At 46.5% G+C, this 24,974-nt stretch carries 18 protein-coding genes and 2 tRNA genes; 15 read left to right on the plus strand and 5 right to left on the minus strand.

From position 1 onward, the window contains the following. Positions 1-15 precede the first annotated feature (15 nt). A complete protein-coding gene (locus tag QUB12_RS08775; protein ID WP_333306406.1) occupies positions 16-5,640 on the minus strand; it encodes a S8 family serine peptidase in 5,625 nt (1,874 codons plus the stop codon). Between the two features lie 49 nt (positions 5,641-5,689). Between QUB12_RS08775 and QUB12_RS08780 the strand changes: the two genes are divergently transcribed. Continuing rightward, on the plus strand, positions 5,690-5,935 hold the full coding sequence (locus tag QUB12_RS08780; RefSeq protein WP_333144812.1) for a hypothetical protein: 246 nt from the start codon (positions 5,690-5,692) through the stop codon (positions 5,933-5,935). A gap of 741 nt (positions 5,936-6,676) precedes the next feature. Here the strand turns inward: QUB12_RS08780 and QUB12_RS08785 are convergent. Beyond that, positions 6,677-6,805, minus strand: coding sequence for a hypothetical protein (locus tag QUB12_RS08785; RefSeq protein ID WP_333300927.1), 129 nt, complete (start codon positions 6,803-6,805; stop codon positions 6,677-6,679). Between QUB12_RS08785 and QUB12_RS08790 the strand changes: the two genes are divergently transcribed. From QUB12_RS08790 to QUB12_RS37535, 8 genes are all read left to right on the plus strand, one after another. Further along, complete coding sequence (locus QUB12_RS08790; RefSeq protein WP_333144814.1) at positions 6,804-7,829, plus strand: site-2 protease family protein; 1,026 nt, start codon at positions 6,804-6,806, stop codon at positions 7,827-7,829. The two genes, QUB12_RS08785 and QUB12_RS08790, sit on opposite strands and share 2 nt — an antisense overlap. 102 nt (positions 7,830-7,931) lie before the next feature. Beyond that, positions 7,932-8,609: a PEP-CTERM sorting domain-containing protein gene (locus tag QUB12_RS08795; RefSeq protein ID WP_333144815.1), complete on the plus strand. Its 678-nt coding sequence runs from the start codon at positions 7,932-7,934 to the stop codon at positions 8,607-8,609. A gap of 159 nt (positions 8,610-8,768) precedes the next feature. After that, positions 8,769-8,850 (plus strand) — tRNA-Leu (locus tag QUB12_RS08800). A 73-nt stretch (positions 8,851-8,923) separates the two neighbouring features. After that, on the plus strand, positions 8,924-9,721 hold the full coding sequence (locus QUB12_RS08805; protein ID WP_333144816.1) for an RNA methyltransferase: 798 nt from the start codon (positions 8,924-8,926) through the stop codon (positions 9,719-9,721). Positions 9,722-10,330: 609 nt separating this feature from the next. Further along, complete coding sequence (locus QUB12_RS08810) at positions 10,331-11,290, plus strand: RNA polymerase sigma factor, RpoD/SigA family (RefSeq protein WP_333106022.1); 960 nt, start codon at positions 10,331-10,333, stop codon at positions 11,288-11,290. 221 nt (positions 11,291-11,511) lie between these two features. After that, positions 11,512-11,853: a DUF760 domain-containing protein gene (locus QUB12_RS08815; protein WP_172187001.1), complete on the plus strand. Its 342-nt coding sequence runs from the start codon at positions 11,512-11,514 to the stop codon at positions 11,851-11,853. A 188-nt stretch (positions 11,854-12,041) separates the two neighbouring features. Next, positions 12,042-12,446: an 8-oxo-dGTP diphosphatase MutT gene (gene mutT / locus QUB12_RS08820; RefSeq protein WP_333144817.1), complete on the plus strand. Its 405-nt coding sequence runs from the start codon at positions 12,042-12,044 to the stop codon at positions 12,444-12,446. A gap of 90 nt (positions 12,447-12,536) precedes the next feature. Continuing rightward, the gene (locus QUB12_RS37535) at positions 12,537-12,713 is read left to right on the plus strand and encodes a hypothetical protein (protein ID WP_445252073.1); all 177 of its coding nucleotides are present in this window, start codon (positions 12,537-12,539) and stop codon (positions 12,711-12,713) included. A 164-nt stretch (positions 12,714-12,877) separates the two neighbouring features. Here QUB12_RS37535 and QUB12_RS08825 read toward each other — a convergent pair whose 3' ends face one another. Continuing rightward, complete coding sequence (locus tag QUB12_RS08825) at positions 12,878-14,116, minus strand: histidine kinase (RefSeq protein ID WP_333306408.1); 1,239 nt, start codon at positions 14,114-14,116, stop codon at positions 12,878-12,880. Positions 14,117-14,169: 53 nt separating this feature from the next. Between QUB12_RS08825 and QUB12_RS08830 the strand changes: the two genes are divergently transcribed. The 3 genes from QUB12_RS08830 (at position 14,170) to QUB12_RS08840 (ending at position 18,743) form a co-directional block, all read left to right on the plus strand. Continuing rightward, positions 14,170-15,894 carry a DUF2079 domain-containing protein gene (locus QUB12_RS08830; RefSeq protein ID WP_333306410.1) on the plus strand — a complete coding sequence of 575 codons (1,725 nt, stop codon included), beginning with the start codon at positions 14,170-14,172 and terminating at the stop codon, positions 15,892-15,894. Positions 15,895-16,145: 251 nt separating this feature from the next. Beyond that, positions 16,146-17,333 carry a glycosyltransferase family 4 protein gene (locus QUB12_RS08835; protein ID WP_333306412.1) on the plus strand — a complete coding sequence of 396 codons (1,188 nt, stop codon included), beginning with the start codon at positions 16,146-16,148 and terminating at the stop codon, positions 17,331-17,333. A gap of 165 nt (positions 17,334-17,498) precedes the next feature. Next, positions 17,499-18,743 (plus strand): MFS transporter, encoded by a 1,245-nt coding sequence (locus QUB12_RS08840; protein ID WP_333144821.1) that lies wholly within the window; start codon positions 17,499-17,501, stop codon positions 18,741-18,743. 385 nt (positions 18,744-19,128) lie between these two features. On the opposite strand, the gene QUB12_RS08845 is transcribed toward QUB12_RS08840, so the two are convergent. Then, a tRNA-Arg gene (locus QUB12_RS08845) sits at positions 19,129-19,202 on the minus strand. Between the two features lie 78 nt (positions 19,203-19,280). Here QUB12_RS08845 and moaC point away from each other — a divergent pair. From moaC to QUB12_RS08860, 3 genes are all read left to right on the plus strand, one after another. After that, positions 19,281-19,802 (plus strand): cyclic pyranopterin monophosphate synthase MoaC, encoded by a 522-nt coding sequence (gene moaC / locus QUB12_RS08850; protein ID WP_333306414.1) that lies wholly within the window; start codon positions 19,281-19,283, stop codon positions 19,800-19,802. Between the two features lie 88 nt (positions 19,803-19,890). Next, positions 19,891-20,148: a 2TM domain-containing protein gene (locus QUB12_RS08855; RefSeq protein WP_006633890.1), complete on the plus strand. Its 258-nt coding sequence runs from the start codon at positions 19,891-19,893 to the stop codon at positions 20,146-20,148. Between the two features lie 64 nt (positions 20,149-20,212). Then, positions 20,213-20,515, plus strand: a complete 303-nt coding sequence (locus QUB12_RS08860; RefSeq protein ID WP_333240221.1) for a DUF3181 family protein — start codon at positions 20,213-20,215, stop codon at positions 20,513-20,515. A 64-nt stretch (positions 20,516-20,579) separates the two neighbouring features. Here the strand turns inward: QUB12_RS08860 and QUB12_RS08865 are convergent, their stop codons facing one another. Then, positions 20,580-24,899: an FG-GAP-like repeat-containing protein gene (locus QUB12_RS08865; protein ID WP_333306416.1), complete on the minus strand. Its 4,320-nt coding sequence runs from the start codon at positions 24,897-24,899 to the stop codon at positions 20,580-20,582. Between the last annotated feature and the right edge of the window lie 75 nt (positions 24,900-24,974).

The following is a 24,974-nucleotide window of genomic DNA, read 5'->3' on the forward strand; positions in this document are numbered from 1 at the left end:
AAAGCTTTTTGTTGCTTAAGGTTTTGGAGTGCTTGTTACTCCGTTAGCGTTTAAATAAAATGAAGCATTGCCTTGTTGAGAGCGAACAACATCAAGGATTTGTAAAAACATATTATTCCCTTGATTAATTCCTTCTACCCATTTTTTTAAAGTCTCTAACTTAACACCCGCAAATATGAGATCCTCTGCTTGTTTCAATGCTTTAGATGTAGCAGCTTTTTTCAGAATATACTCGAAGGTTTTTTCGCTCAAAGTAGCTATTATAATTCTGATTATTTTATCAACAACTTCAGGATTAATATTATTAACCCAACTCCCACTTAATAAAGACAATAGAGTTTGAGCGTTATCTGTAAAAGAGTCAGGCTTGACCAGATCCCGAACCTTCTCTTCTGCAAGTTTTGAAAAAATTTGTTGTTGAAAATTCAGATCTTCTGGTGCCATGTTATTAAAGAATAAATCTAAGCCAAAAGTCATTAAATTATAAACTAATGCACTTTCACTAGACTTCGTAATCTTTAATGATCCGCCTGGTGGAATTACTACATTTCTGACTTCTGTTGTTTCAAAAGCCTCTGTTTTTCTAGGATCACCCCAAGAATATCCATTAAAAAGAGTTTTGTATAATTTTTCTAGAGCTTCAAGGGAAAAGTCAACAACCCCAACTGGAGGTTTTGCCCCATCAAATCCTCTAATTTCTACTAACTCATTCTTCGCATTATAAACTTCAATAACTCCATCAGCATATCCGAAATTCAAAACATCAAAGCTCAAAAGTTGAGAGCCATTAGTTAAATATCTACTTTTTAGCCTATCTATTCCGAAATTTTTAATACCTTTCACTCCACTGAAATCTTTGGATGGGTCTGGGAGTGGCTCTTCAACTTTTTCACCAGGAATAGACGGAGAGTCAGCTCCAACTAAAGGTGGTGTTTGATTATTTACACCACCGATCACTACTTGACCAAATTGACCAAATTTGACATTAATAGCATTATTGCTTTCAAAAGTCTGAGTCAAACCAGCTTGATTTTTAGCAAGTACCGTAACTAGATAATTACCAGATTGCATATTGTTAGGAATCTGAAGCGTAACGATGTACTTTTCGCCATTATCAGTAACCTCCTTGGCTTTGACGGCTCGATCGCCAATATAGAAAATCATATCTTCAGTATTAGACTCCACTGAAAAACTAATGTTTTTTCCAGGGTCAACATTGGTGCTACCGTCTGTGGCATTCCTAACTGTACCGATAGTGACAACGGGAGGTGGTATGACACCTGGAATAGGTGAATAAGAGTTATTTGCACTATTAGGTTGCTGATTACCCGGTAATCCATTAGGAGTACCAGAAATATAAGCACTCGGCACCCAATAATTTGTTTTAGCTATTCTAAACCAGCTATTATTAGGTGTTCCCAACTTATAATCAACAACCGTATCCCCATACGTCCAAGCATCAAAGTTTAACGAAGTCCCATAAGGAATAGCTTCACCATTTTTATCATTAGTGTGAGGACTATTACGTAAAGCAACACCGATATTGGGCATAGCCCAACCCTTGAAATTAGCAAGGTTAATTGCTGGGTTATTATTTGACTGAGGTTGATTATTAGCAGGAGGAATAACATTACTTCCACCACTGCTGCTAGAAGAGTCAGGAAATAATGGGTTATTATAGCTGTAGGTAACATTTCCAGTATTAACTATCCCCGGTGCTGTTAGATTCACCACCAAGCGGTAGTTCGTATCATTTGCACTCGCCGGAACCACTTTCACATAATAGTCACCCTGAGCTAACTCTTTGCTGTATATTGGGTTAGTCGCTGTAAAAGTCTGTGAACCTACCAATTGCTTATTGGCATCATACAACTCTACTTTTACACCAGCCGGATTATCACTATCAAATAACCGAGGAGCAAGCTGTAACAAGCGAGAGTCTTTAATCGTAAACTTGTAATAGTCTGAACCATCGCGGGTTGCTCCTACAAAGTCCTCATATTCTTTTCGCTGACCCGTCAAATCACCTAAATTGCGAACCCTGCTCCAATCTTCACCCGCTTGGTCAAGCTGTACCGCAAGATTGTAAGGAGTATCGCCTTGAACCTGTTCCACTCCGACAAAATAAGGCCCTTCTGCTAATCCCGAAACTTCAAGGGGACTATTTTGACCGGGATAAAATAGCTGTTCTTTCACTGGTTGATTGTTGCCATCATACACAACTACTTTAGCTGTGGTGTTAGGAGCTAAATCATTCAAACCGAGCCGTAAAATGTTAGGAGACTGACTGCCCAAATTATTAATATTCAAGCGGTAGCGGTCATTGTCATACGCATTCGTACTTGATTTTTTAGCTGGATTGCTGCTGCTTAAATTTCCACTAATCACAGTCCGACCCGTGAAAGTTCCCAAAAATGGATTAGGCTGGCTATTAAAATTATTCTGATTGGCATCATTCAAAGTCTTCGCCAGATTTAGTACCATTGTGTAATCAGTATCCGCAGTGGCACTTCCCTTGTTGACTTCCACATAATAGTTGCCAGTGTCGAGAGTTTCTGACCATAATTTGTCAAATCCTTGACCCGCTGCTGGGGCTTCTCTTATCAAGGACTTGCTTGCATTTGGGTTTACTTTATAAAGTTTTAAACTAGCATCGGCACCCAAATTCCTGAGAGCAAAATTTAGCAAACTGCGGTCTTTTACTGCGAAATAGTAGCCGTCAGTATTATCTCCTGTACGCAGGCGACCTTTGTATTCATATCTGCCAATAAATTCACCCAACTGCCGATTTGCATCGGGTATAACTTGCGTTGGTTTTCCAAGTGTTTGAACTGTAGCAACTGAAGAGCTAGAACCCTTACCATACCACGTCTTATACCCAGTCGGTTGAATAGTCAGATAGCCATTGGTGTAGTAGTGGGTTGTGACACCATTACTTATGGCTGTGTATTGAAAATTTCCCGCATTCAGAGGTACTCCTCCTTGACCAGGTTGAGGTGCAACTGGTGGCTTCACAGGAGACGGGCCAATATTGACAGATCCGCCACCTGTATTGGGTACAGGAGACGCGCCAATACTCACAGATCCGCCACCTGTATTGGGTACAGGAGACGCGCCAATACTGACAGATGAACCCCCAGACTGAGGCGTTCCAGAACTAGCAACTGGAGTCGCGTCTAGTTTAAGTTCGTAGTTAGCATTCGCATTGTTGCTGGAAAAAACCTGTACATAGTATGTGCCAGGATTGACCGTATTAAATATAACGTCAGACGGATTTGTACCACTGGGATTGTATGTTTTATCAATTTCTTTGCCTTGAGCATCCAGTAGTTTAATATCCGAATTGCCTTGTAACCTCTTAAGGTAAAGAGCTACTTCGCTCGGTTGACTAACATCAAATCGGTAGAAATCACTTTTATCACTACCGCCAATTGAATCAGAAAACTTTATCTGATTACTGCTTAACGTACCAATATTTCGAGCTGTAGCTAGACTTCCATCGGGGTCAGTGACAAGTGGAGTAACGGAACCCTTTAATGGTACTGTTGTCTTGACATAAATCTTATATCGTCCTTTGTTCAAATTTAGATTTAGGTCGATCGGCTGACTTCCATCAGTTGAGTATGTGGTAATTGACTCCCACTGCTCTCCTGAACCCACAACTTTCCTAATTTCTATCTCGGCATAACCGATATTTGATTGCGAATTTAAGGTGAACTTAACAGGGTCGTTTACCTCGATTCCATATTGATAAGACTGATTACTGACTGCTGGTACATTCAATTCTGGAGAAGTGGGCGCAGACGTAAACATCCCACTGATATTATTTTGGAGTGGGATTCTAAACTGAGCCGAACCCGAAAACGCAGAAGAGCGATCGGGAATCAATTCAGTAGTTAAGCCATAATTCTTAATGCTAGTATCCTGTCCAGAAGCCACCTTAACTGCATAAGTTCCTGCATCAAGAAATACGGCTGCTGTCTTAGAAGTAGGAGTTTGCACTTTCGTTGAACCGAAAGTTTCATCGCCAATAGTAACACCCACGGAGTTAAAAACGCCTGAAGGCTCGCCCGGTATAAATTCAAAACCACCCGGTTTGCCATCAGCTTTTACTACACTGACAAGAGGCAATTTGGTACTGCCATTCGTTGGATTAACCGTGTAGCGGAAATACCCAGGCTCAGTTACCGTAAATGTATGATAGAGTGCCGGTTGAGCCGGACTAACTATGCCACTATCTGTGAAATTAGGTGACAGTTGCAAGGGTGCTGTATTAAACGATGTTCCACCTTGCGCCGCCCGTTCCTCCGGCGTTACTTTCCCTTCCCCACTCCAAGTATCCGGCGTCACCCACGGAGTAGGCTGATAAACCTCCGCCATCGTCTTCTTCGCCAAATCCACCGCCGCCAACGTATTCAAAAACCCAAAACCCGTCTCATCATCCCACCCAGACGGCCCCAAATCCCTCGCCGTAGACTTCAAAATCTCCATCACTTGGCGATAGTTCAAAGCAGGATTTGCCGCCCAAACCAAAGAAGCCGCCCCCGCAACTTTCGCAGTCGCTACCGAAGTCCCCGCCATCGTGCCCAAATCATTTCCCACCGTCGATAAACCGGGGTGTTCAGTCGTGCCCCCATCCGCCACAATATCCAAACCGCGGCCATAACTAGAATAGATCGATCGCCCGTTAATATCCCCAGCCCCAACAGTAAAAATATTATCAAATTCCTGCGAAGCTTGACCCAAAACCGACATCACACCGCCGTCGTTACCAGCCGCCGCTACCAGCAAAACTCCATTTTGCCGCGCATATTCTAACGCCTTACGTTCTGCTGGAGTCAACTCATAGCGCGTTGTCACACTCCCGTCAGGATTCTTCTGAGTCAAATCCAAACTGAGATTCGCGATCGCATTTTTCTGTCCAGAAGCCTTCGCAGCATCCACAAACTCTACCAAAGAATCAGCCCATCTCCCAGAATCGATCGCCCTTCCCACCCACTTCGGCGCAGTCTTATTAATCGCATCAATAATCCCCAACATAAAAGTACCGTGCTCGCTACCTTCCCCAGGCTTCAGCAACGGATTGTCATCCCCGCCGACATAATCGCGGCCCTTCTTAATATTCGCGTAATTCAAATAAGGACTATCCGCACTCACACCAGTATCAATCGACCCCACCAACGGCTGAGATACCAAAGGAAAATCTAGCAATTGACGAATTGCATTCGGATTGTTAGGATTCGGCGACTGCGGATCGACAGGAATTACAGCAATCGGCAAAGTCTCAAACGCACCGCCCGGATTGTAAGGGGTTTGAGTGGCAATCCCATCATGGTACAGACCCAGCGGGTCAAAATCAATCAGCGGCGGTAAATTGTTAGTTGGTGCTCCAGAAGGGTCGATCGGGCAAACACCGCTATCAGCCAAGAAATTAGGTAAATCTAAATCCGACAGCGACAAAAAACCCAATAACTGATGCAAGTAGTCAAACTCGTGCAGCCAACCCCCAACCCCCACACTCGGACTCACAATTTTTTCTAATATAAAACTTTTCGGTCGTTTCCGACTCTTTGTTTTACTTGAATCCCCAAAACCTTGAGCCTGTTTGCGTTTTTTGCCACCAAAATTTAGCCAACCCATAACTTTTGCACCCTGATTAATATGAATTCGATCGCAAGAACTTAATTAAATGCCTTCAGACATTCAACCAAAATCCTTTGTTGACAAGGATTTTTCAATAATCGTCAAAAATTTCTGTTTATTTGAGAATTCACGCAAACTTAACAAATTTTCTGAATGGGCGATCGCTTCACATCTGCCGCCCTTTGCTAACGGTCAGGCGGGCGATCGGACAAATACTTTGTTAATGCGTAATCTATATGATTTTTTGCTTCTTCACGATTATCATACACCCAAGTTATATGTGCGATCGTAAAGTTTGTGTAAACTTTTTGGGATAGCAATCCCCGCCTCAACCAGAAACATCCGCTACACGCTCGTTTCCCACACAATGACAGGTGAAAAATGCGTAACTCCTAAAATAGTTAGAACATACACTTGCTTTTTTTCTGATTTCTGATAATATGAATAACAACGTGAAATTTGGATTAAAGTCTAAAGCCCAAACAAATATCACTAAAGCTTCTTCACAAAATACTTGAATACTTCCCTGCTTCATTAAAACAGGGGAAAACTCAGCCCTTAAACTTTCCGTTTTCAGGAAGACTTAGACCGGCTCGAAATGCTCAAAAACCCAGAGGAGAGAGCTAAAAAAGAGAATATGGCGATCGATCCATGACAATTTAATAAAACTCAACCACAGTTCCCCGTGGTCGATCCAAAAGTCCAGATCCCCCTAAATCCCCCTTAAGAAGGGGGACTTTGAGTAAATTCTCTTGTTCTCCCCGATGTTTTGGGAGACTTGACGAACACTCTTATCCCCCCCCGATATTTTGGGAGACTTTAGGAACACTCTTATCCCCCCGATATTTTGGGAGACTTTAGGAACACTCTTATCCCCCCCCGATATTTTGGGAGACTTGACGAACACTCTTATCCCCCCCGATATTTTGGGAGAATTTACGAACACTCTTGTCCCCCCCGATATTTTGGGAGAATTTACGAACACTCTTGTCCCCCCCTTCTTAAGGGGGGCTAGGGGGGATCGAGTTTCGGCCTAAAACGCGTAATTCCTTCTTCCTTCTTCCTTCTTCCTTCTTCCTTCTTCCTTCTTTCTTCTTCCTTCTTCCTTCTTCCTTCTTCCTTCTTCCTTCTTCCTTCTTCCTTCTTCCTTCTGCCCAACCATGCAACTAAAATCAGCGGTGCAGTGGATACCTCATCCCGACGGTTATTGGATACTTCGCAATCCCGAAGACATTACCTGTATTCAAGTAGACGACTTTGACAAACAGGTAATTTTGCAATTAAGCCAACAGCCAATAACTAATATTCTCGCTGAATACAACCTCGATTTAGAAGACGTGCACAATCTCTTGAGAGACTTAGCACAAGCAGGAATGCTAGAAGGAACCAAGCCACCGAAAGCCAAATTTAACCTGCTATCCTTCACAATTCCCCTAGTCAATCCAGATGTTTGGCTATCGCAGCACATCGACAAATTACGCTGGATGTGGACGTGGGAATTTGGCTTTTTTCTGTGCGCTTTCATCGCTTCCTCTGTAGCAGTGTGGTTGGCTTCCTCTGCCGAAATCGCAGCCTCACATCAGCAGTTGTGGATAGCCGGAAAAAATGAGACTATTTTCCAATTGGTCTTGCTGACAATGCTGGTAATAGCTTGGCACGAACTAGGTCATGCTTTCACGCTCAAACACTACGGCGGCATAGTTAAAGAAATTGGATTGCTGTTTATGTGTCTCATCCCCGGATGTTACACAGATACAACAGATCAATACAGTTTAGTCAGGCGCAAACAGCGGGTGTTAGTAGTAGCCGCCGGAGTATTAATCCAAGTGACAATTTGGGCATTTGCTGTTTGGATGTGGCTGTTTTCTCAGTCAAATCCGGTTTGGCATCAAATTAGTTATTTGTTGATGGTGGCCGCCTTGCTGACAGTGGCAATTAATTTAAATCCGTTGAATAGATTTGACGGTTATTATTTGTTAGTAGCTGGAACTGGCATTAACAATCTGCGACAAAGGTCGTTTGATTTTTATGTGGATTTGTTGCGGAGGGAGGAGATGGAGGAAGCAGCGGAAACGCAATGGATTTTGGCGGCTTACGCGCCTTTGAGTATACTTTATACTGTTTGGGTTTTGAGTTATCTAGCGTCCTTGCTGGGTAATTGGGTTTTGCGGGTTTGGAGTTTTTAACCGCAGATTAATCACCGGCGGGACGCCCGTGCCACGATTAACCTAACGGGCGAGACGCCCGTGCCACAAAATGCAACTTTATTATTGTAGGAGTTTATCGAAATGAATGTTTTTCAAAAGTTGGGAATTGTTAGCGGAAGTTTGAGTTTTGCAGTTGTCAGTCAATGTTTTTCTGCACAAGCGGCAACTCTTACTCAAACTTACACTGTGAATTTGGGTTCGCAGCCGTTAAATAGCAGCACGAATGTAGTTTTACCCAAGTTTAATTCGCTGTTAGGAACACTATTAAGGGCTTATGTTACGGTTAAATCTACTGTTAATAACAGTGTTAGCATTACTCCTTTGACGGGAGATTTTATGGGGACGGCGGCGACTAATGCAAGTATTGCTGTGAATATTCCGCTGTTGAAAGTTGACCCTAATTTGACTTTAAGTGTGTTAGCGAGCCCGCCGGAAACGAGGATTGCTAGTGGCGGTACGGGAAGTGTTAGCGGTTCGGCTTCTGGTACTGTGTCGAAGAGTTATGATTTGCCGCAGTTTTTAAGTGCTTTAACTGGCTGCGATGGTGATACTTTTACTGCAGGCGTGGCGACAACTGGTTTGACTCAAATTCTGGGGAGTCCGGCTAGAGGTAGTTTTGGGGGTAAGGTTGTGGCTAACACTACAGTTAGTGCAATTTATGAGTATGAACCTGTACCGGAACCGATGACTGCTGTTGGTACATTTGTGGCTGCTGGAATGGGTTTGTGGTGGAAAAGAAGGGCTTCAAAAAAGGTGTAATATTAATTTGGAGATCCCCCTAGCCCCCCTTAATTAAGCAGGGTGGATAGGGGGGATCTCAAAGTTCTCCCTATTACTCGCAGCCCAGAAAAAAAATAAATTCCCCAAAACACTTGACATATTCGCGAACATATGGCAGAGTAGTAATTCGTGACCGATGCGGAACTGGCGGAATTGGTAGACGCGCATGATTCAGGTTCATGTGGTGCAAGCCTTCCGGGTTCAAGTCCCGGGTTCCGCATTCCCAAGGCAGAAGGAAGTTTGGGGTTAACCCGATACCGGCAATAACCCCATTCGCTCTGCTGAATTAAACAATGCTGACAAGTATTCAAAACCCCCTAGTTAAAGAAATTCGCAAGCTGCACAGCTCGAAGGGACGCAGGGAACAACAATTATTTTTACTCGAAGGGACGCACTTGCTCGAAGAAGCTTGCGCTGCCAAATACCCGCTAGCAACGGTTTGCTGCACTCCCGAATGGCTGGATCAGCACGGGGAACTTTGGCAGCAAGTTGGTAATTTAGCCGATCGCACAGAATTAGTAAGTGCAAAAGTGTTAGAGTCGATCGCCACTACAGTCCAACCCGACGGCATTGTCGCCACCGCACCCCGCACCGCAACAGATCCCGCAAAATTGTCAACTTTAGGAATAGCCCTAGAAACAATCCAAGATCCCGGCAACTTGGGGGCGATCGTCCGCACGGCTGCGGCTGCTAATGCCGACGGTTTGCTGCTGAGCGCTGAGTGCGCCGATTTAGACCATCCCAAAGTGCTCCGCGCCTCAGCAGGAGCTTGGTTTAAGCTGCCAATGGCAGTCAGTCCAGATTTAACCGCCGAAGTCTCTGCGTATAAAAATGGAGGAATGCAAATTTTAGCAACCGTCGCCGGGGCAAGTTTAAGTTATTGGGAAGTAGATTTGCGAGTGCCCACTCTGATAGTTTTGGGCAACGAAGGCTCTGGTTTGTCGGAAGAATTGAGGAGTTTGGCCGATCGACAAATCCAAATTCCCCTGAGTCGTGGCGTAGAATCTTTAAATGTGTCGATCGCCGCAGCCCTCATCTTGTACGAAGCTCAACGGCAAAGAAGTCAATCGATTTTAGATTTTAGATTTTAGATTTTAGATTGAAGCATTGAGCCCACGGATAAATTCGGGGGCCAGTTTATCCGATACAGGTTTTTTATTTCTGGACGGATGAATCCGGGGGCTTGTCTCCTGGATGTTTTCGGTCATTAGTTATTAGTCATGAGTCATTAGTCATTATCTGTTGGGGCGGGTTCATCAATATCTGTAACTTCATATTCAGGGCAGCCACGGGGGGCAGCCCCTACAAGATAATGAAACAGCCGTGCCCCATATCCCCCTGTGCCCCTCTCCCCCTCTGAGATTTGGCCGATTTTGTTTATATTGATGCAAACTGTAAAGCCAGGAAAGCAATTGCTCTCGTATCAACAGTCCAGGCTGGCATGAAATAAATATGAAGAAGTGTAGTCAAGTGCTCTCACAAATGTTAAGATTCTTAACATAACGTAGTATTGTGCTCGCCCCAACCAAAACCTAACCTGAGACGGTGCTGACTGGGAGTAGTAGCTAGCTACCATAAAATTAAGCCTCTTTAAAAGGAAGGAAAGCGCAAGTCCCCGCCCGCTTTCCTTCCCAGCTAAAGCTAGGGGTTTGCGACTACCGCAAACCTTTAGAGGCACAGATCCTCAGCGGGAAAAGCTCATGAAAACTCTTAAGTCCTCAGATACAGATTCTGTTCGCGCTTACTTGCGGGAAATCGGCCGCGTTCCCTTGTTGACCCATGAGCAAGAAATACTCTACGGGAAACAGGTACAGCGCTCAACCGCACTGCATCAGGAGAAAAATATTTTAGCCGAAGAGTTAGGCCGCGACCCGACGGCGGCTGAATGGGCACAGGCAGTTGGGCTGTCTGAGGCACAGTTGCAGCGGACGATCGAGCAGGGGGAAAGGGCAAAGCGCCAAATGGTGGAAGCGAATCTCCGCCTGGTAGTCTCTGTTGCCAAAAAATATATCAAGCGCAACGTAGATTTACTGGATCTAATTCAGGAAGGCACGATCGGGATGCAGCGGGGAGTAGAAAAATTTGACCCGACTAAGGGCTACAGATTTTCTACTTATGCTTATTGGTGGATTCGTCAGGCAATTACTCGGGCGATCGCCGAAAAAGGCCGCACCATCCGCTTGCCGATCCACATCACCGAAAAGCTCAACAAAATTAAAAAGGCTCAGCGCCAACTTGCTCAACAGCTCGGCCGCGCGGCCACGGCTGCTGAATTGGCATCAGAGCTAGAATTGACTCCCAAACAGATTCGCGAATATCTCGATCGGGCGCGCCTGCCACTTTCCCTGGACTTGCGCGTGGGAGACAATCAAGATACAGAGTTGGGCGATTTGTTGGAAGATACGGGTACTACCCCGGAAGATTTTGCCCTGCAATCTTCCCTGCGGACTGACTTAGACCACCTAATGGCGGAACTGACTCAGCAACAGCGAGAAGTGCTCGCGTTGCGGTTCGGTTTAGAAGACGGGCAAACCCTAACTTTGGCCAAAATAGGCGATCGTCTCAACATCAGTCGGGAACGAGTGCGGCAAATAGAACGGGAAGCTTTGACCAAACTCCGCAAGCGCAAGCAAGATATCAACGATTATCTAGCCAGCTAGCTAGATTGGGGATTGGCGATCGGGTCCCCCCCACTTGCAATCCCCAATCTAAAATCGTAAAAACCGCCGCTTTTAATTCGGTTGTGCCCACTTGGTTGCTATGACTGTCCTGCTACATTAGTAATTACTTAGTAATAAAGATCAGCAGCCATCAGATAAGGGTTATTTAATTTAACCGCCCGCGTCTAACATAACAAGCTGTTTCTGAAACGGAGGTACTCGTGAGCAACTCATCTAATAAATCCCCAGAATTCTTTGAAGAAGACGGAGAAAATGCCAACTTATTATGGCAATACGTGCAGTCAATGGCTCCCGACACAGTTTCTCAGTTGTCTAAGCCGACTTCTCACGAAGTGTTTCAAGTAATGGAACGAAATATTGTTGGACTATTGGGGAATTTGCCTTCGGAACACTTCGGGGTGACAGTCACTACCAGTCGCGAACATTTGGGTAGATTGCTCGCCTCGGCTATGATTAGCGGTTATTTTCTGAAAAATGCCGAACAGCGAATGACTTTTGAAAAGTCGATACAAGCCAGTGAGAGACATGGCTCGGATGATTAGTAGATTCTTAACATTTAAGTGAGCCAAGTGTCAAGCCCCCCCTCGCAAGATGGGGGCTTAATATTTTAGATTTTAGATTTTAGATTTTAGATTTTAGAGGGTTGATTTTAGATTAAATAATTGAATAATTATTGATATTATTCTTACATTCCCAATTCCCCATTCCCCATTCCCCATTCCTAATTAATATGTCTGTTTCTCCTGTTGCCCACAAAGTTATCGGCGTTGCTGCAATCTGGAACGATCGCCAACAAATTTTGATTGACAAGCGCCGACAACATGGACTGCACGGGGGTTTCTGGGAGTTTCCGGGCGGTAAAATAGAGCCGGGGGAAACGATCGAAGCTTGCATAAAACGGGAAATTATGGAGGAGTTGGGGATTGTCGTAGAAGTTGGCGATCGCTTGATTACAATTGACCACGACTACACTAAATTTACAGTTAGACTATACGTGCACCACTGCCGCCACGTCAGCGGGGAACCGCAAACGATCGAGTGCGATGAAATTCGCTGGGTGACACTCGATGAAATTGACCAATTTACTTTTCCCAAGGCAAACGCACAGATTATTGCTGCACTGCGGAAAATTTGAGCTGTATACCAGAAATAAGAAGCAATAAGCAATCTTCCGCAAGGGTTTTAGGAATTAAGAACGTCCTAACCGTCGGGCGCGGTTGCTGTAATATCAAATTCGGTTGCAACTGACAACGGACAACTGACAACGGACAACGGACAACGGACAACTGACAACGGACAACTGACAACGGACAACGGACAACTGACAACTGACAACGGACAACTGACAACTGACAACGGACAACGGACAACTGACAACGGACAACTGACAACTGACAACTGACAACGGACAACTGACAACTGACAACTGACAACTGACAACTGACAACGGACAACTGACAACTGACAACTGACAACTGACAACGGACAACTGACAACTGACAACTGACAACTGACAACTGACAACGGACAACTGACAACTGACAACTGACAACTGACAGCTAACTTTTATTTTTGGACGGGCAGAGTAAAGTGAAAACAACTGCCTCTATCGGGTACAGAGTCTACCCAAATTTGACCGTAGTGGGCGCGGATGATGCCTTGACACAGAGACAGTCCAATGCCGTAACCGTCGGTTGATTTATCTCGCTGCAAGCGAAAGCTGTCTTCAAAAATGCTCGCGCAATCTTCTTCAGGAATTCCCGGCCCGCTGTTGCAAATGCTGACTTGAACTTTGTAAGCGGTGCGGTGGAGAATTGAAAGATTAACAGTTCCTCGGTCTGGCGTGTACTTGCTGGCGTTGTCCAGCAGGTTGACTATGACTTGTTTGATGCGATCGGGATCGGCATAAACCAAGGGTAAATCTGCGGGAATGTCTGTTTCTAAGTTCAGACTTTTCGCCTGAAATTTGTCTTGAAACTGCAGGATTACATCTTGACAAATCGCCCCCAGTTCGATTCTTTTTGGTTCAATGTGGAGTTGAGCGTTTGTACCCCGGGCTGCTTGCAGGATATCTGTAATCATACGATCGACAATTCGGATTTGGCGGCGGGCTTGTTTCATCAAATGAGCCGCCAGACTCGGTGTCAAACGCGACTTTTCCCCCTCTTTCACCTTCTGACTTGACTCCAAAGTCTCCAAAGCCAAAGATGCGGCTGTCAAGGGATTACGCAAGTCGTGAGCTAGCATCGCAATAATCCGGTCTTTCAACTGCAACTGCTCTTGCAGGTGTTCTTTTTCCTGTTTGAGGCGAAAAACTTCATCAGAAAGCTGCACAAGTTCGGCCGCGCAAGCAACGGAATAGATGGGTTTTGAGTCAGTAAGGGTTCCAGGAATAGCTGGGGCCGACTGTTGTTGAGCTGCGTATTCCTCTACAGAACGCTTCCAGCGGGGCCACCAGTGTTCGAGTTGGGCGATCAAATTGCTGCCGGCGAGAGTTTGTCGCGGATCGGGATGAATTTTGAGCAGCGAGGGTGTGGCTACAAGTTTAAAGTGTTCGGCTAAATCGGGCTGTTCTCCTACATCGATGATTTGAAGCTCAAAGTCCCACTCTGCCTTCAAATCCTTTAGGGACTTGCGGATGTGTCTGGTCTGTTCCCTGGAAGAGGGACGCTTGTCTACAAACAGCAAAAGCTGTAAAAGCGGTGCGGAATTGGCCGGCTGTTCGGGAGAACAGTCGGTATCGCTGCTGTCTGGTGTTGGATGGACGCTGTTGAGCTTTTCGATCGGGTGAAAATAATTGAGCATTGCCGAGCCGAGTTATTTCACTTCTACTTTAATTTAATACTTACTTTAGATTTATGCTATTGTCCGATAATTTCATTACAAGCGGGCAGATGATATTTTTGAGATGGAAGAAAAATGAGTCGCTGCGGGTGGTGGTTCAAGTGGCGGCCGCCTTTTTTGTGCTGTGCCTGTTGCTGACGCTGCACCGCTACTACAGCTTTTACGCTACTTACGACCAAGGCATTTTCAATCAACTTTTTTGGAACGGCACTCGGGGTCACTTGTTTGAGAGTTCCCTCTCTTCGGCGTTGTCCACTAATGTCGTTCACCAAAACCAGCTCCCGGAGGTATCTTACTACCGGTTGGGGCAGCATTTCACCCCGGCGCTGATGCTCTGGCTGCCAATTTACTCGCTGTTTCCCTCGCCCGTCACTTTGACTGTGTTGCAGGTGACTTTAATTACGGCGGCTGGAGGAGTGCTCTATGCTCTCGCCAGACACTATCTGGAACCGAGGCTGTCGGCGACAATTGTTGTGAGCTATTACTGCGCTAACGCGGTCATCGGCCCGACTATGGGCAATTTTCACGATGTTTGTCAAATTCCGCTGTATGTCTTTGGCTTGCTGCTGGCGATGGAGAAGCGCTGGTGGCCATTGTTTGGGATTCTGGCAACTTTAATTTTGGCCGTGCGAGAAGATGGGGGAGTTGTTTTATTTGGCGTCGGAGTTTACCTGATTTTGAGCCGGCGCTACCCTCGGACTGGTTTGGCTGTCTGCATACTCAGTTTTGGTTATATGATCGTCCTGACCAATCTGATTATGCCTTTGTTTTCTGCTGATATATCCCAGCGGTTTATGATGGAGCGCTTCGGTCAATATGCCGAGGGAGATGAAGCTTCTACTCTAGAAATTATTTGGGGAATGGTGAGCAATCCCGGACGGTTGGTGGCTCAATTATTTACGCCGTTTTTTGCTAAGATTAGATACCTCCTTGGCCAGTGGTTGCCATTAGCTTTGGTTCCCGCTTTCGCGCCTGCCTCTTGGATGATAGCTGGATTTCCGCTGCTGAAGCTATTTTTAGCGAAAGGAGAGTCGGTGCTGGCGATTAATATTCGCTATGCGATGACTGTGGTTCCAGGGCTTTTTTATGGGGCAATTCTGTGGTGGGCCCAGCGTCAAAAGGAAGAAGATAGAATGGTGAGAGAGGAAAAAATGTTTTTGCGTTTTCCTTCTGCTTTATTTCCTCTGCCTTCGTCTTCAAAGTTTCGCCGCTTTTGGGCGTTTTGCATCTGTTTGTCGCTATTTTTTACCTTCACTTCTAACCCAAATCGGACTTTTTCTTTGATTTTGCCCGATGCGATCGATCCTTGGGTGCAGGTTCCTCTCGTCAGACAATGGCAGCACGTTTTGCAAGTGCGGCCGCTATTGGCTCAAATTCCTGCGGATGCTAGCGTGGCAGCGACGAATACTATTGTGCCGATTTTGTCAAGCAGGCGGGAAATTCTCAGGTTTCCGATGTTGGAACTCCGCAATGATGCGGGGCAGGCAGTGAAGATGCAATATGTAATTGCCGATCTCTGGCAGTTGCAGCAGTATCAGGCTGCGTTTCGCACGGAACGGGGACAGTTGCGGGAGATCGTACCGGCGATCGATCGAATGTCCAAATCTGGAGAGTACGGAATTGTTGGCTTTGAAGACGGTGCGATTTTGATGCGTCAGGGTGCTGTTTCTAATTCTGCATCGGCTGCTGCTTGGACCCGTTTTCGCGGCGAATTGGAGCCGATTTTGAAGAAAGGGTAAGCTGGTAGCCACGATCGCCATTGCTGCCCTCAGTGGCTCAAATCTTGAGGAAACCTGTTTTTTTCAGGTAATGGCGATCGAGCAATTTCATGCAAAAACCCGGTTGAGGCATGATTTTCTGTCTTTGTTGCTGCCAAAAGTCAGGCATTGGGCATCAACTTGCGTTCAACTCAAAATTAAGGTTGATAATTATACAATAAGTCTGTTAATCCTAAACATTAAGATATATAAAAGCTTTGGAGGGGAGAAAGATGAAAATTTTGGTATTGGCATGGGAGTTTCCTCCCAGAATCGTAGGCGGTATCGCCCGCCACGTATCGGAACTATATCCAGAATTGGTGAAGCTGGGACACGAAATTCACTTAATTACAGTAGAGTTCGGCCACGCGCCGATGTACGAAGTGGTGGAAGGAATACGTGTGCATCGGGTGGTGGTGGGGCACGCTAGGGACTTTTTTCACTGGGTGGCGAACCTCAACCAAAGCATGGGCCACCAAGGCGGGAAACTGATGCTTGAGGAAGGCCCTTTTGATATCATCCACGCTCACGATTGGTTAGTGGGAGATGCGGCGATCGCCCTCAAGCATACCTTTAAAGTACCGCTAATTGCCACCATCCACGCCACCGAATACGGGCGCTTCAACGGCATCCACAATGAAGGGCAGCGCTACATTAACACCAAGGAAAACGACCTCGCTTACAACGCTTGGCGAGTAATTGTTTGCAGTGATTATATGCGGCGGGAAGCCGAACGGGTACTATCGACTCCGTGGAACAAAATAGAGGTAATTTACAACGGAATTAGGTCGGAGAAAAAACCGCGCTGGCACGAATTTGACGCGATGAACTTCCGCCGACAGTTTGCGACAGACGACGAAAAAATAGTATATTATGTAGGAAGAATTAGCTACGAAAAAGGCATTGCTGTATTTCTAAATGCTGCACCTAAAGTAATTTGGGAAATGGGGGGGGAAGCGAAAATTGTAATTGTTGGCGGCGGCAATACAGACCATCTAAAACAGTTGGCTTGGCATTTAGGAATTTGGAATAAGTGTTATTTTACAGGCTTCATGTTTGAGGAACATCTCGACAAATTCCAGACGGTGGCTGACTGCGCGGTTTTCCCCAGTCTTTACGAACCTTTTGGGATTGTAGCGTTAGAAAGCTTTGCTGCAAGAGTGCCTGTGGTGGTTTCGGATGCGGGCGGACTTCCAGAGGTGGTGTTGCACACTAAAACTGGCGTTGTTACTGAGGCAAACAATCGGGATTCTTTGGCCTGGGGAATTTTGGAGGTTTTGAAAAATCCGGGTTACGCGCAGTGGTTGGTTGACAATGCTTATCAGGATTTGGAACGCCGGTTTAGTTGGCCTAAGTTGGCGATAGAAACCCAGTGGGTTTATGAACGGGTGGTGGAGGAAAGGGCTGAGGTTGATTGGTAAGAATGCTCTTTTTTGACAGTTGACGGTTGACAGTTGACAGTTGACAGTTGACAGTGAGTCGAATTTCAACTTTTTTGGTGCAAATCTTAAGAAATTGTAACACAATGATAGAGACACTCGAACTTACTTTGAGTGTACTCGGAAGATTTAAAGGGAATTAGCATCTTGAATATTTTTAGGGAAATCGATCCCCAACCCAGACGCAGCTTACTGATTTTATTCACCGCAGGCCTGCTATTCTGGTCGAGTTTGGCTTCGCTACTGCCAACTTTGCCGTTGTACGTTCAATATGTGGGCGGCACAAAACAGCAAATTGGTTTTGTGATGGGTGCATTTGCGATCGGACTTTTGCTATCGAGGCCACAATTGGGCAAAATAGCCGACAGCAGGGGGCGAAAACAAGTTTTGCTTCTAGGTGCGTCAGTTGCTGCGATCGCCCCTTTGGGCTACCTGTTAGCTCAATCTATCCCCTTACTCTTACTTATTCGCGTTTTTCACGGCATTAGTATCGCCGCTTTTACTACAGCTTACAGCGCTTTGGTAACAGATTTGTCGCCGCCAGGAAAGCGGGGCGAATTAATCGGTAACATGAGCTTGGTGAATCCTATTGGTCTAGCAGTTGGGCCGGCTATTGGCGGATTTGTGCAAGCTTGGGTTGGTTATACTCCTTTGTTTGCGATGTCGGTGGCTTTCGCTGCAACGGCGGTATTTTTTACCTGCCAAATTGCGGAACCTAATTTTGCAGATTTAACCAAATCGGGCTCGCTAGCGGAGGACAAAAATAGCCAAAAATACTGGGAAATGCTGTGGAATCCGAGAGTGCGGATTCCGGCTTTAGTGTTATTGGTGGTTGGTTTAGTATTTGGAACTTTGAGCACTTTTATGCCTTTGTTTATCCAAGAAACTAAGGCTAATTTGAATCCGGGATTATTTTATTCTACGGCGGCTATCGCCAGTTTCGGCATACGGTTGGTCACGGGAAGGGCTTCGGACAAATACGGCCGCGGCTTGTTTATTTCTGGCGGCTTAATCTGTTATGCCGTATCTATGCTATTGTTGTATTTTGCTAACAACAGCAGTGCTTTTTTAATAGCAGCTTTGGTTGAAGGTTGCGCGGGCGGTACGGTTTTGCCGATGATGGTAACGCTGATGTCGGACAGGTGCGAACCTCATGAAAGGGGCCGCTTGTTTTCGCTTTGTATTGGCGGATTTGATTTGGGTATTGCGATTGCGGGGCCGACTTTAGGCTTTGTGGCTGAACAAGTTGGCTACAGAAATATGTTTGGTTTTGCGGCTGGACTCGCTGGTTTGGCTTTGCTGGTTTTTATTACTCAGTCTAGCAAGGGCTTGTCTAATTCGATGAAATTTGCGATCGGTCGAGGCAAAGATGTTTATGCTTTGAATCGATGATAAGCTGTTACGCATTTAAATTGGAAAATCTGGACAGGCTAGAAGCCCGTCCCACAAGAGTTTTATTGATTTTTGACACACAGTTTAAATGTAGAACAGCTTATAACAGAAGCAAGAAGGAAGAGGCAATCAGGGGACTTACCAAAAAACCCGGTTTCTCCCAAAAATTCTGAATCTATGCGACAGATATTGAGGCAGAAACCGGGTTTTTGTTCCCGCGCAGCATTCTGAAAAACAGGCAAGATGCCTGTTCCACAAAGAGTGAGTTTTCTGTAAAAGGTACAAATTAAAAAAGTTCTGAGTTTTAAATCGTGAGTTGAATTAATTTCTTAATTCAAAACTCAAAACTCAGAACTCAGAACTCACAGCTTATAACGTTTTTAAATGGGCTTGGAGGGATTCGAACCCCCGACCTCATGGTTCGTAGCCATGCACTCTATCCAACTAAGCTACAAGCCCCTGTTGAGTTCAGATTTAATCTAAAATTGATTAAGTTCTTTTCTCACAGAATCTAACAGTAACACCATTACCAAAAAAATGCAAGACCTTTCGCAAACTTTTTCTAAATTGCCCGATCGCACACAGCTAACTCACCTCGACAACAGCGGGGAAGCCCAAATGGTGGACGTTTCGGCGAAAGTGCCCACTGTGCGGCAAGCTGTGGCTGCTGGCCGGGTGCGGATGCTGCCGGAGACGTTTGCGGCGATTGAGGCGGGGAATGCGCCGAAAGGTGATGTGTTGGGCACTGCAAGGCTGGCTGGAATTATGGCGGCGAAACAGACTGCACATTTGATTCCTCTGTGTCACCCTCTGCCGCTGAGTAGCGTGGAGGTGCAGGTGATAGCGGATGCTGGGTTGCCGGGGTATCAAATTCGGGCGACGGTGAAAATTAAGGCGGAAACAGGGGTGGAAATGGAGGCGCTGACGGCGGTTTCGGTGGCGGCGCTGACTTTGTATGATATGGCGAAAGGGTTGGAAAAGTCGATCGCCATTGAGTCGATTCGCCTGGTGAGTAAAAGTGGCGGCAAGTCGGGAGACTATGAAAATGTAGAGGCATAAGTTTCATGCCGAAAGAGGGATGCAGCATTCAAAAAGCTGCACTTATGATTAAAATAGGCACTGAACTACTAATATCAACTGAAAAACTATGCCTCCTCGTTGGCCCCGCAAACCCGATCGCAATGATCCAGAGTACCGCCGCTTAGATGACCGGATGAATTTTGCTATCCACGTCGGTCTTTTTTCTGCTACCAATTCAGGTTTGTGGTTTGTTCACAATTTGCAAAAGGCTGATTGGCCTTGGGCAATTTCGGTAACGGGTGGATGGGCTCTAGTAGTTTTGGCCCACGCGATTTACCATTTTGCGATCGCCGATTATTCGCCCCTCACCAAAGATTCTGGCTGAAGGCAGTTATCGGCGATTTGTTAAGTCTTTTGATTGATAACAAATAACTTTCGGCTTTTTTGATATGGCTAATACTACACAGGCGATCGAATCCTTAGCAGCCGAAATCGGCGAAAATGTCTACATTGATATTGCCAAATGGCATTTGTATCTCAATGATGCTCACCTGCATACAGTTGTTGCCCAACAACTTTATTCGATGCTGGAAGATGGGAAGTTAGATGCTGACAAAGTTGGACAAGTTTTGCAAGGAATTCCAGTCAAGTTGGGGGGCGGCAAGCGGGAAGTGCCGCTGGCAGATTTGATTCCGATGCAGTGTCAAGTTCAGTTGATGGATGTGCTTGAAGAATTTCAGCGGAAGATGTAGTAAAGTGCGATCGCCTTTTTTGGTCTTTTTGTACCGAAGGGGCGATCGCACTTTACTTGATTTCCTAAATCAACCGGAAATTAGCCGATGTAATCGCATTGGCACTTACTCCAATCATCACACCTAACTCCTCTCCTGTCAAGACATTTTTGATGAGAGTTCCCTGAGTATTTTGAGTTATTTCTAACTGACCAAAACTCAAACCTCCGCTTAATCCAATCAAGTCTTGACCGCTTGTAAAATCAGCAATAATATCAAATCCTTGACCAGCTTTTAAGACAAAGATATCGTTACCGCTACCGCCCATCAAACTATCATTTCCCAACTCTCCGTAAATAATATCCTCACCTTGACAACCAGTGAGAGTATCGTTGTCTTCGCCTCCGTAAAGAGTATCATTTCCTTCACATCCTCCCAGGATATCTGCTGATTCGTCACCACTGATTAAGTCATTACCTACACCGCCGCAGATGGTATCCGAGCCCTGGTTTCCAAACAGGTAGTCATCACCTTGACTACCAAGCACTATGTCATTTCCTTTGCCTCCATATAAGGTGTCATTATCCTTGCCACCATCGATGAAGTCATCATTTCTATTAGCATAAATGATGTCATTACCTTCGCGGCTATTTATGGAGTCATTGCCTTTGCCTCCAAAGATTAAATCATTGCCCAAGTTGCCAAGAATAATGTCATTATTTTGATCTCCAAATAGGATGTCATCACCTGTGCCACCGCTGATAAAATCATTGCCTGTGTTGCCGTTGAGGATGTCGCTGCTGTCGCCACCATATAAGTTGTCATCCCCGGATTTGGCATCGAATATATTGCCGCTGTTGCTGCCTAGTAATTCATCGTTTTTGGCAGTGCCTATTTGAATTGTCGATACACCGAGTATGGTGTTTTCAACTGAATTCGGTTGGTTTAAGTTGGGATAGTCAATGTCATCGCAGATGCAGTCGTCATTGGGGATGTTGTTGGGTGTTGGTGTGGGTGTTTCCGCAGGGCTTGGTGCGGGTGCGGGTGTAGGTGTTTCCGCAGGGCTTGGTGCGGGTGCGGGTGCGGGTGTAGGTGTTTCCGCAGGGCTTGGTGCGGGTGCGGGTGCAGGTGCGGGTGTCGGTGTTTCCGCAGGGCTTGGTGCGGGTGCGGGTGCGGGTGTGGGTGCAGATGCGGGTGCAGGTGCGGGTGCGGGTGTTGGTGTTTCCGCAGGGCTTGGTGCGGGTGTTGGTGCGGGTGCAGGTGCAGGTGCAGGTGCGGGTGCGGGTGCAGGTGCGGGTGCGGGTGCGGGTGTCGGTGTTTCCGCAGGGCTTGGTGTCGGTGTTTCCGCGCCAATATTAACGTTTAAAGTCCCGAAACTGGTTGCAGCATTCAAATTGCCAAAACTATCTTTAACCTGATTTGCTTGCAACTGAATAGTGTAAGTTTCATTATTCTCCCAATTACCCCCAGGAGGAGTAAACGAATAAGTCGCTGTCCGAGGGGTACCATTAGTATTAGTATCGACACTGACAAATTCTCCAGGAATCTCACCCCCAGACCAAGTTATCACAACATCATCACTATCCAAACTAGAAACATCGACACCATTATCATCGCTGAAAGTGACCCTCAAACTTTGACTCGATCCTCCAGTGGTAGTAATGCCAGACGTACCATTTAAACTCGCACCGGGCCCAGTTTTGTCAATGCTATAAACTTCTCCTGTTAAATCACCATTACCAGTAATTGCACCGCCTAATGCAACTCCCAAGCTATTTTTGATGCTGTCATCATCTTTCAACTTTAACTCTATCGCGCCACTTCCCGTACCTGTGTTAACTTGCAGTTTGTAAGTCTTAGCATCAACAGCAGTTACAGTGCCAATAGTTGCACCAGTTACAACAGGTGGTACTAAAATAAAGTCAGAAACATCAACCCCTGTAACATCCTCAGAGAATTTAATTTCGTAATTAACAGTAGCCGCAGCAGTGGGAGATGGATCAAGGCGGTTGATGGATGTAACTGTGGGGAATGTGTTGTTATAAACAACGCTATTGTCTGTACTTGTACTGGCAGTATTGTTATTGCGTGCTATATCAGTAACGCCGTTAGCTTTGATACTAGCAATCACATTACCGCTACCTGTCATCCCGTTAACAGCGACGGTGTAAATAGGGCCACTACCGGTGATGATTGGCCTTAATGTTCCCGTTGCTGTACTTGCAGTTAAGTCGATATCACGGAAATCAAAACCTGTGACTGGTTCGCTAAAAGTGACGGTAAAGTTGATGGGTTCAGAAGGTGTCGGATCGGTTTGTTCTGCTGCTTGGTTGATAGTAACCGTGGGTGCAACACCATCGATAACTATGGCTTTACTACCGCCGAGGGAGTTAGCTGAGGCTAAGGCGGGGAGAGTTAAGAGGGCATCTACATCCAAATTATCTTTAATGGTGCCACCGTTAAGGGTGAGAGCGTTGGTGGCGAGGTATTGCAAGTCATCCGAGGTGTCTCCTGCTTGCACTACATAGTTGAAGGTGAGGGTTGTACTCCCGCTACCACTAACATAAGTGGCAAAGCGATCTGTTGTACCGGTTTCTAGTTGCAGTTGGGGAGTAGCGGTGACGATGACACCTTCATCGAAGGTGACGGTGATGGGGATTGTCGTACCTACGCCGTAGGTGCCGTTGGCGGTAGTAGCGCGGACAGCAGTAACTTTGGCAGTGTTGTTGAGCAGGATGGAGACGTTGTTGCTACCAATGTTCGCCACAGCTAAGTCAGGTTTCCCGTCGCTGTTGATGTCGCTGATGCTGACGGATCTCGAGCTAGTGCCAGTAGGGAACTCAACTGGGGTGGCGAAAGTGGGGGTGGTGGCTCCGGTGGCGGTGGTGTTGAGCAGGATAGAGGATCTGGTGCCCTGGTTTGCCACTGCTAAGTCTGGTAAACCGTCACCGTTGATGTCGGTGATGCTTACGGATCTGGGGCCACCCCCACTACTGAAGTCAACTTTGGTGGCGAAAGTGGGGGTGGTGGCTCCGGTGGCGGTGGTGTTGAGCAGGATGGAGACGTTGTTGCTGCCCCAGTTTCCCACTGCTACGTCTGGGAAGCCGTCGCCGTTGATGTCGCCGATGCTGACGGATCTGGGCTGAGAGCCTGTAGGGAGGTCAACTTTGGTGGCGAAGGTGGGGGTGGTGGCTCCGGTGGCGGTGGTGTTGAGCAAGATGGAGACGCTAGCGCTCCTCTCGTTTGCCACTGCTAAGTCTGGTTTGTTGTCGCCGTTGAGGTCGCCGATGGTGACGAATTCGGGTTTAGTGCCCGTAGGGAAGTCAACTTTGGTGGCTAAAGTGGGAGTGGTGGCTCCGGTGGCGGTGGTGTTGAGCAGGATGGAGACATTGTGGCTGTTATAGTTCCCCACAGCTAAGTCTGGTTTGTTGTCGCCGTTGATGTCGCCGATGCTGAGGGGCCAGGGGTTAGTGCCAGTAGGGAAGTCAACTTTGGTGGCGAAAGTGGGGGTGGTGGCGAAGGTGGCGGTGGTGTTGAGCAGGATTGAGGCAGTGTTGTTGTCTATGTTGGCCACGGCTAAATCCGGTTTGCCGTCGCCGTTGAAATCCCCGAGGCTGAGGGATGGGGGAGTAGTGGCAGTAGGGAAGTCAACTTTGGTGGCGAAAGTGGGTGTGGTGGCTCCGGTGGCGGTGGTGTTGAGCAGGATCGAGGCTGTGTCGCTGTCTCTGTTTGCCACAGCTAAATCTGGTTTGCCGTCGCCGTTGATGTCGCCGACGCTGAGGGAGATGGGGCTAATGCCAGTTGGGAAGGTGACATGGGTGGGAAAGCCTAGTACGCCGCTATAGGTTTTGAGGGCGACTTTTGTCAGAGCAAGTTTGGGCGCTTGCGGGGATGGGGGGATGAGTTGAGAGATATCCCAGTTGCCGCCTAGTTTGCTGTTACCCGTGGTAGTGGGGTTAGCGACGATGTTTGCGCCTGTGAGTTGGTAAAGTTGATTCAGGAATTGGTGGCCTCTGTCCCCGGCTGCTACGTTACATCCATATAAGATGATGCTGGCATTGGCAGTGAGGCTGTTTCGCCACCGTTGCAACTGTTGGGCGTAGTTGTGTATGTTGCTGCTGTTAAGTTCTGTTGCGCCTAAGTAGAGGCTGCCAGGGCTACCATGTGAGATGATGTGTAGCGCTTCGATGCTTGTATGCTGAGCTAAAAGTGTGGTGATTTGCTCTAGGGCATCCGGCTGGCTTTTGAGGATGTAGGTTGCAGTACCCCTTTTGATACCAGAGGCTATGTGGGTGCTGTCGGGTATTGTGGGGTCAAGGATGACTATTTCCCTTTGTTGGTTGCTAATGTCACAAGCCTGGGGAAAAACTTTTTTTTGAGACTTAATTTGAACGAGAGTTTTCATATGTTTTTACTTCCACTAGAATGCTTTGGCCAGCACCAAAGGCTCTCTCACCTGATTTGAGTTGAGATGCGGGCT

The organism is Microcoleus sp. B7-D4, from assembly GCF_036705125.1.
Taxonomy (GTDB): domain Bacteria; phylum Cyanobacteriota; class Cyanobacteriia; order Cyanobacteriales; family Microcoleaceae; genus Microcoleus.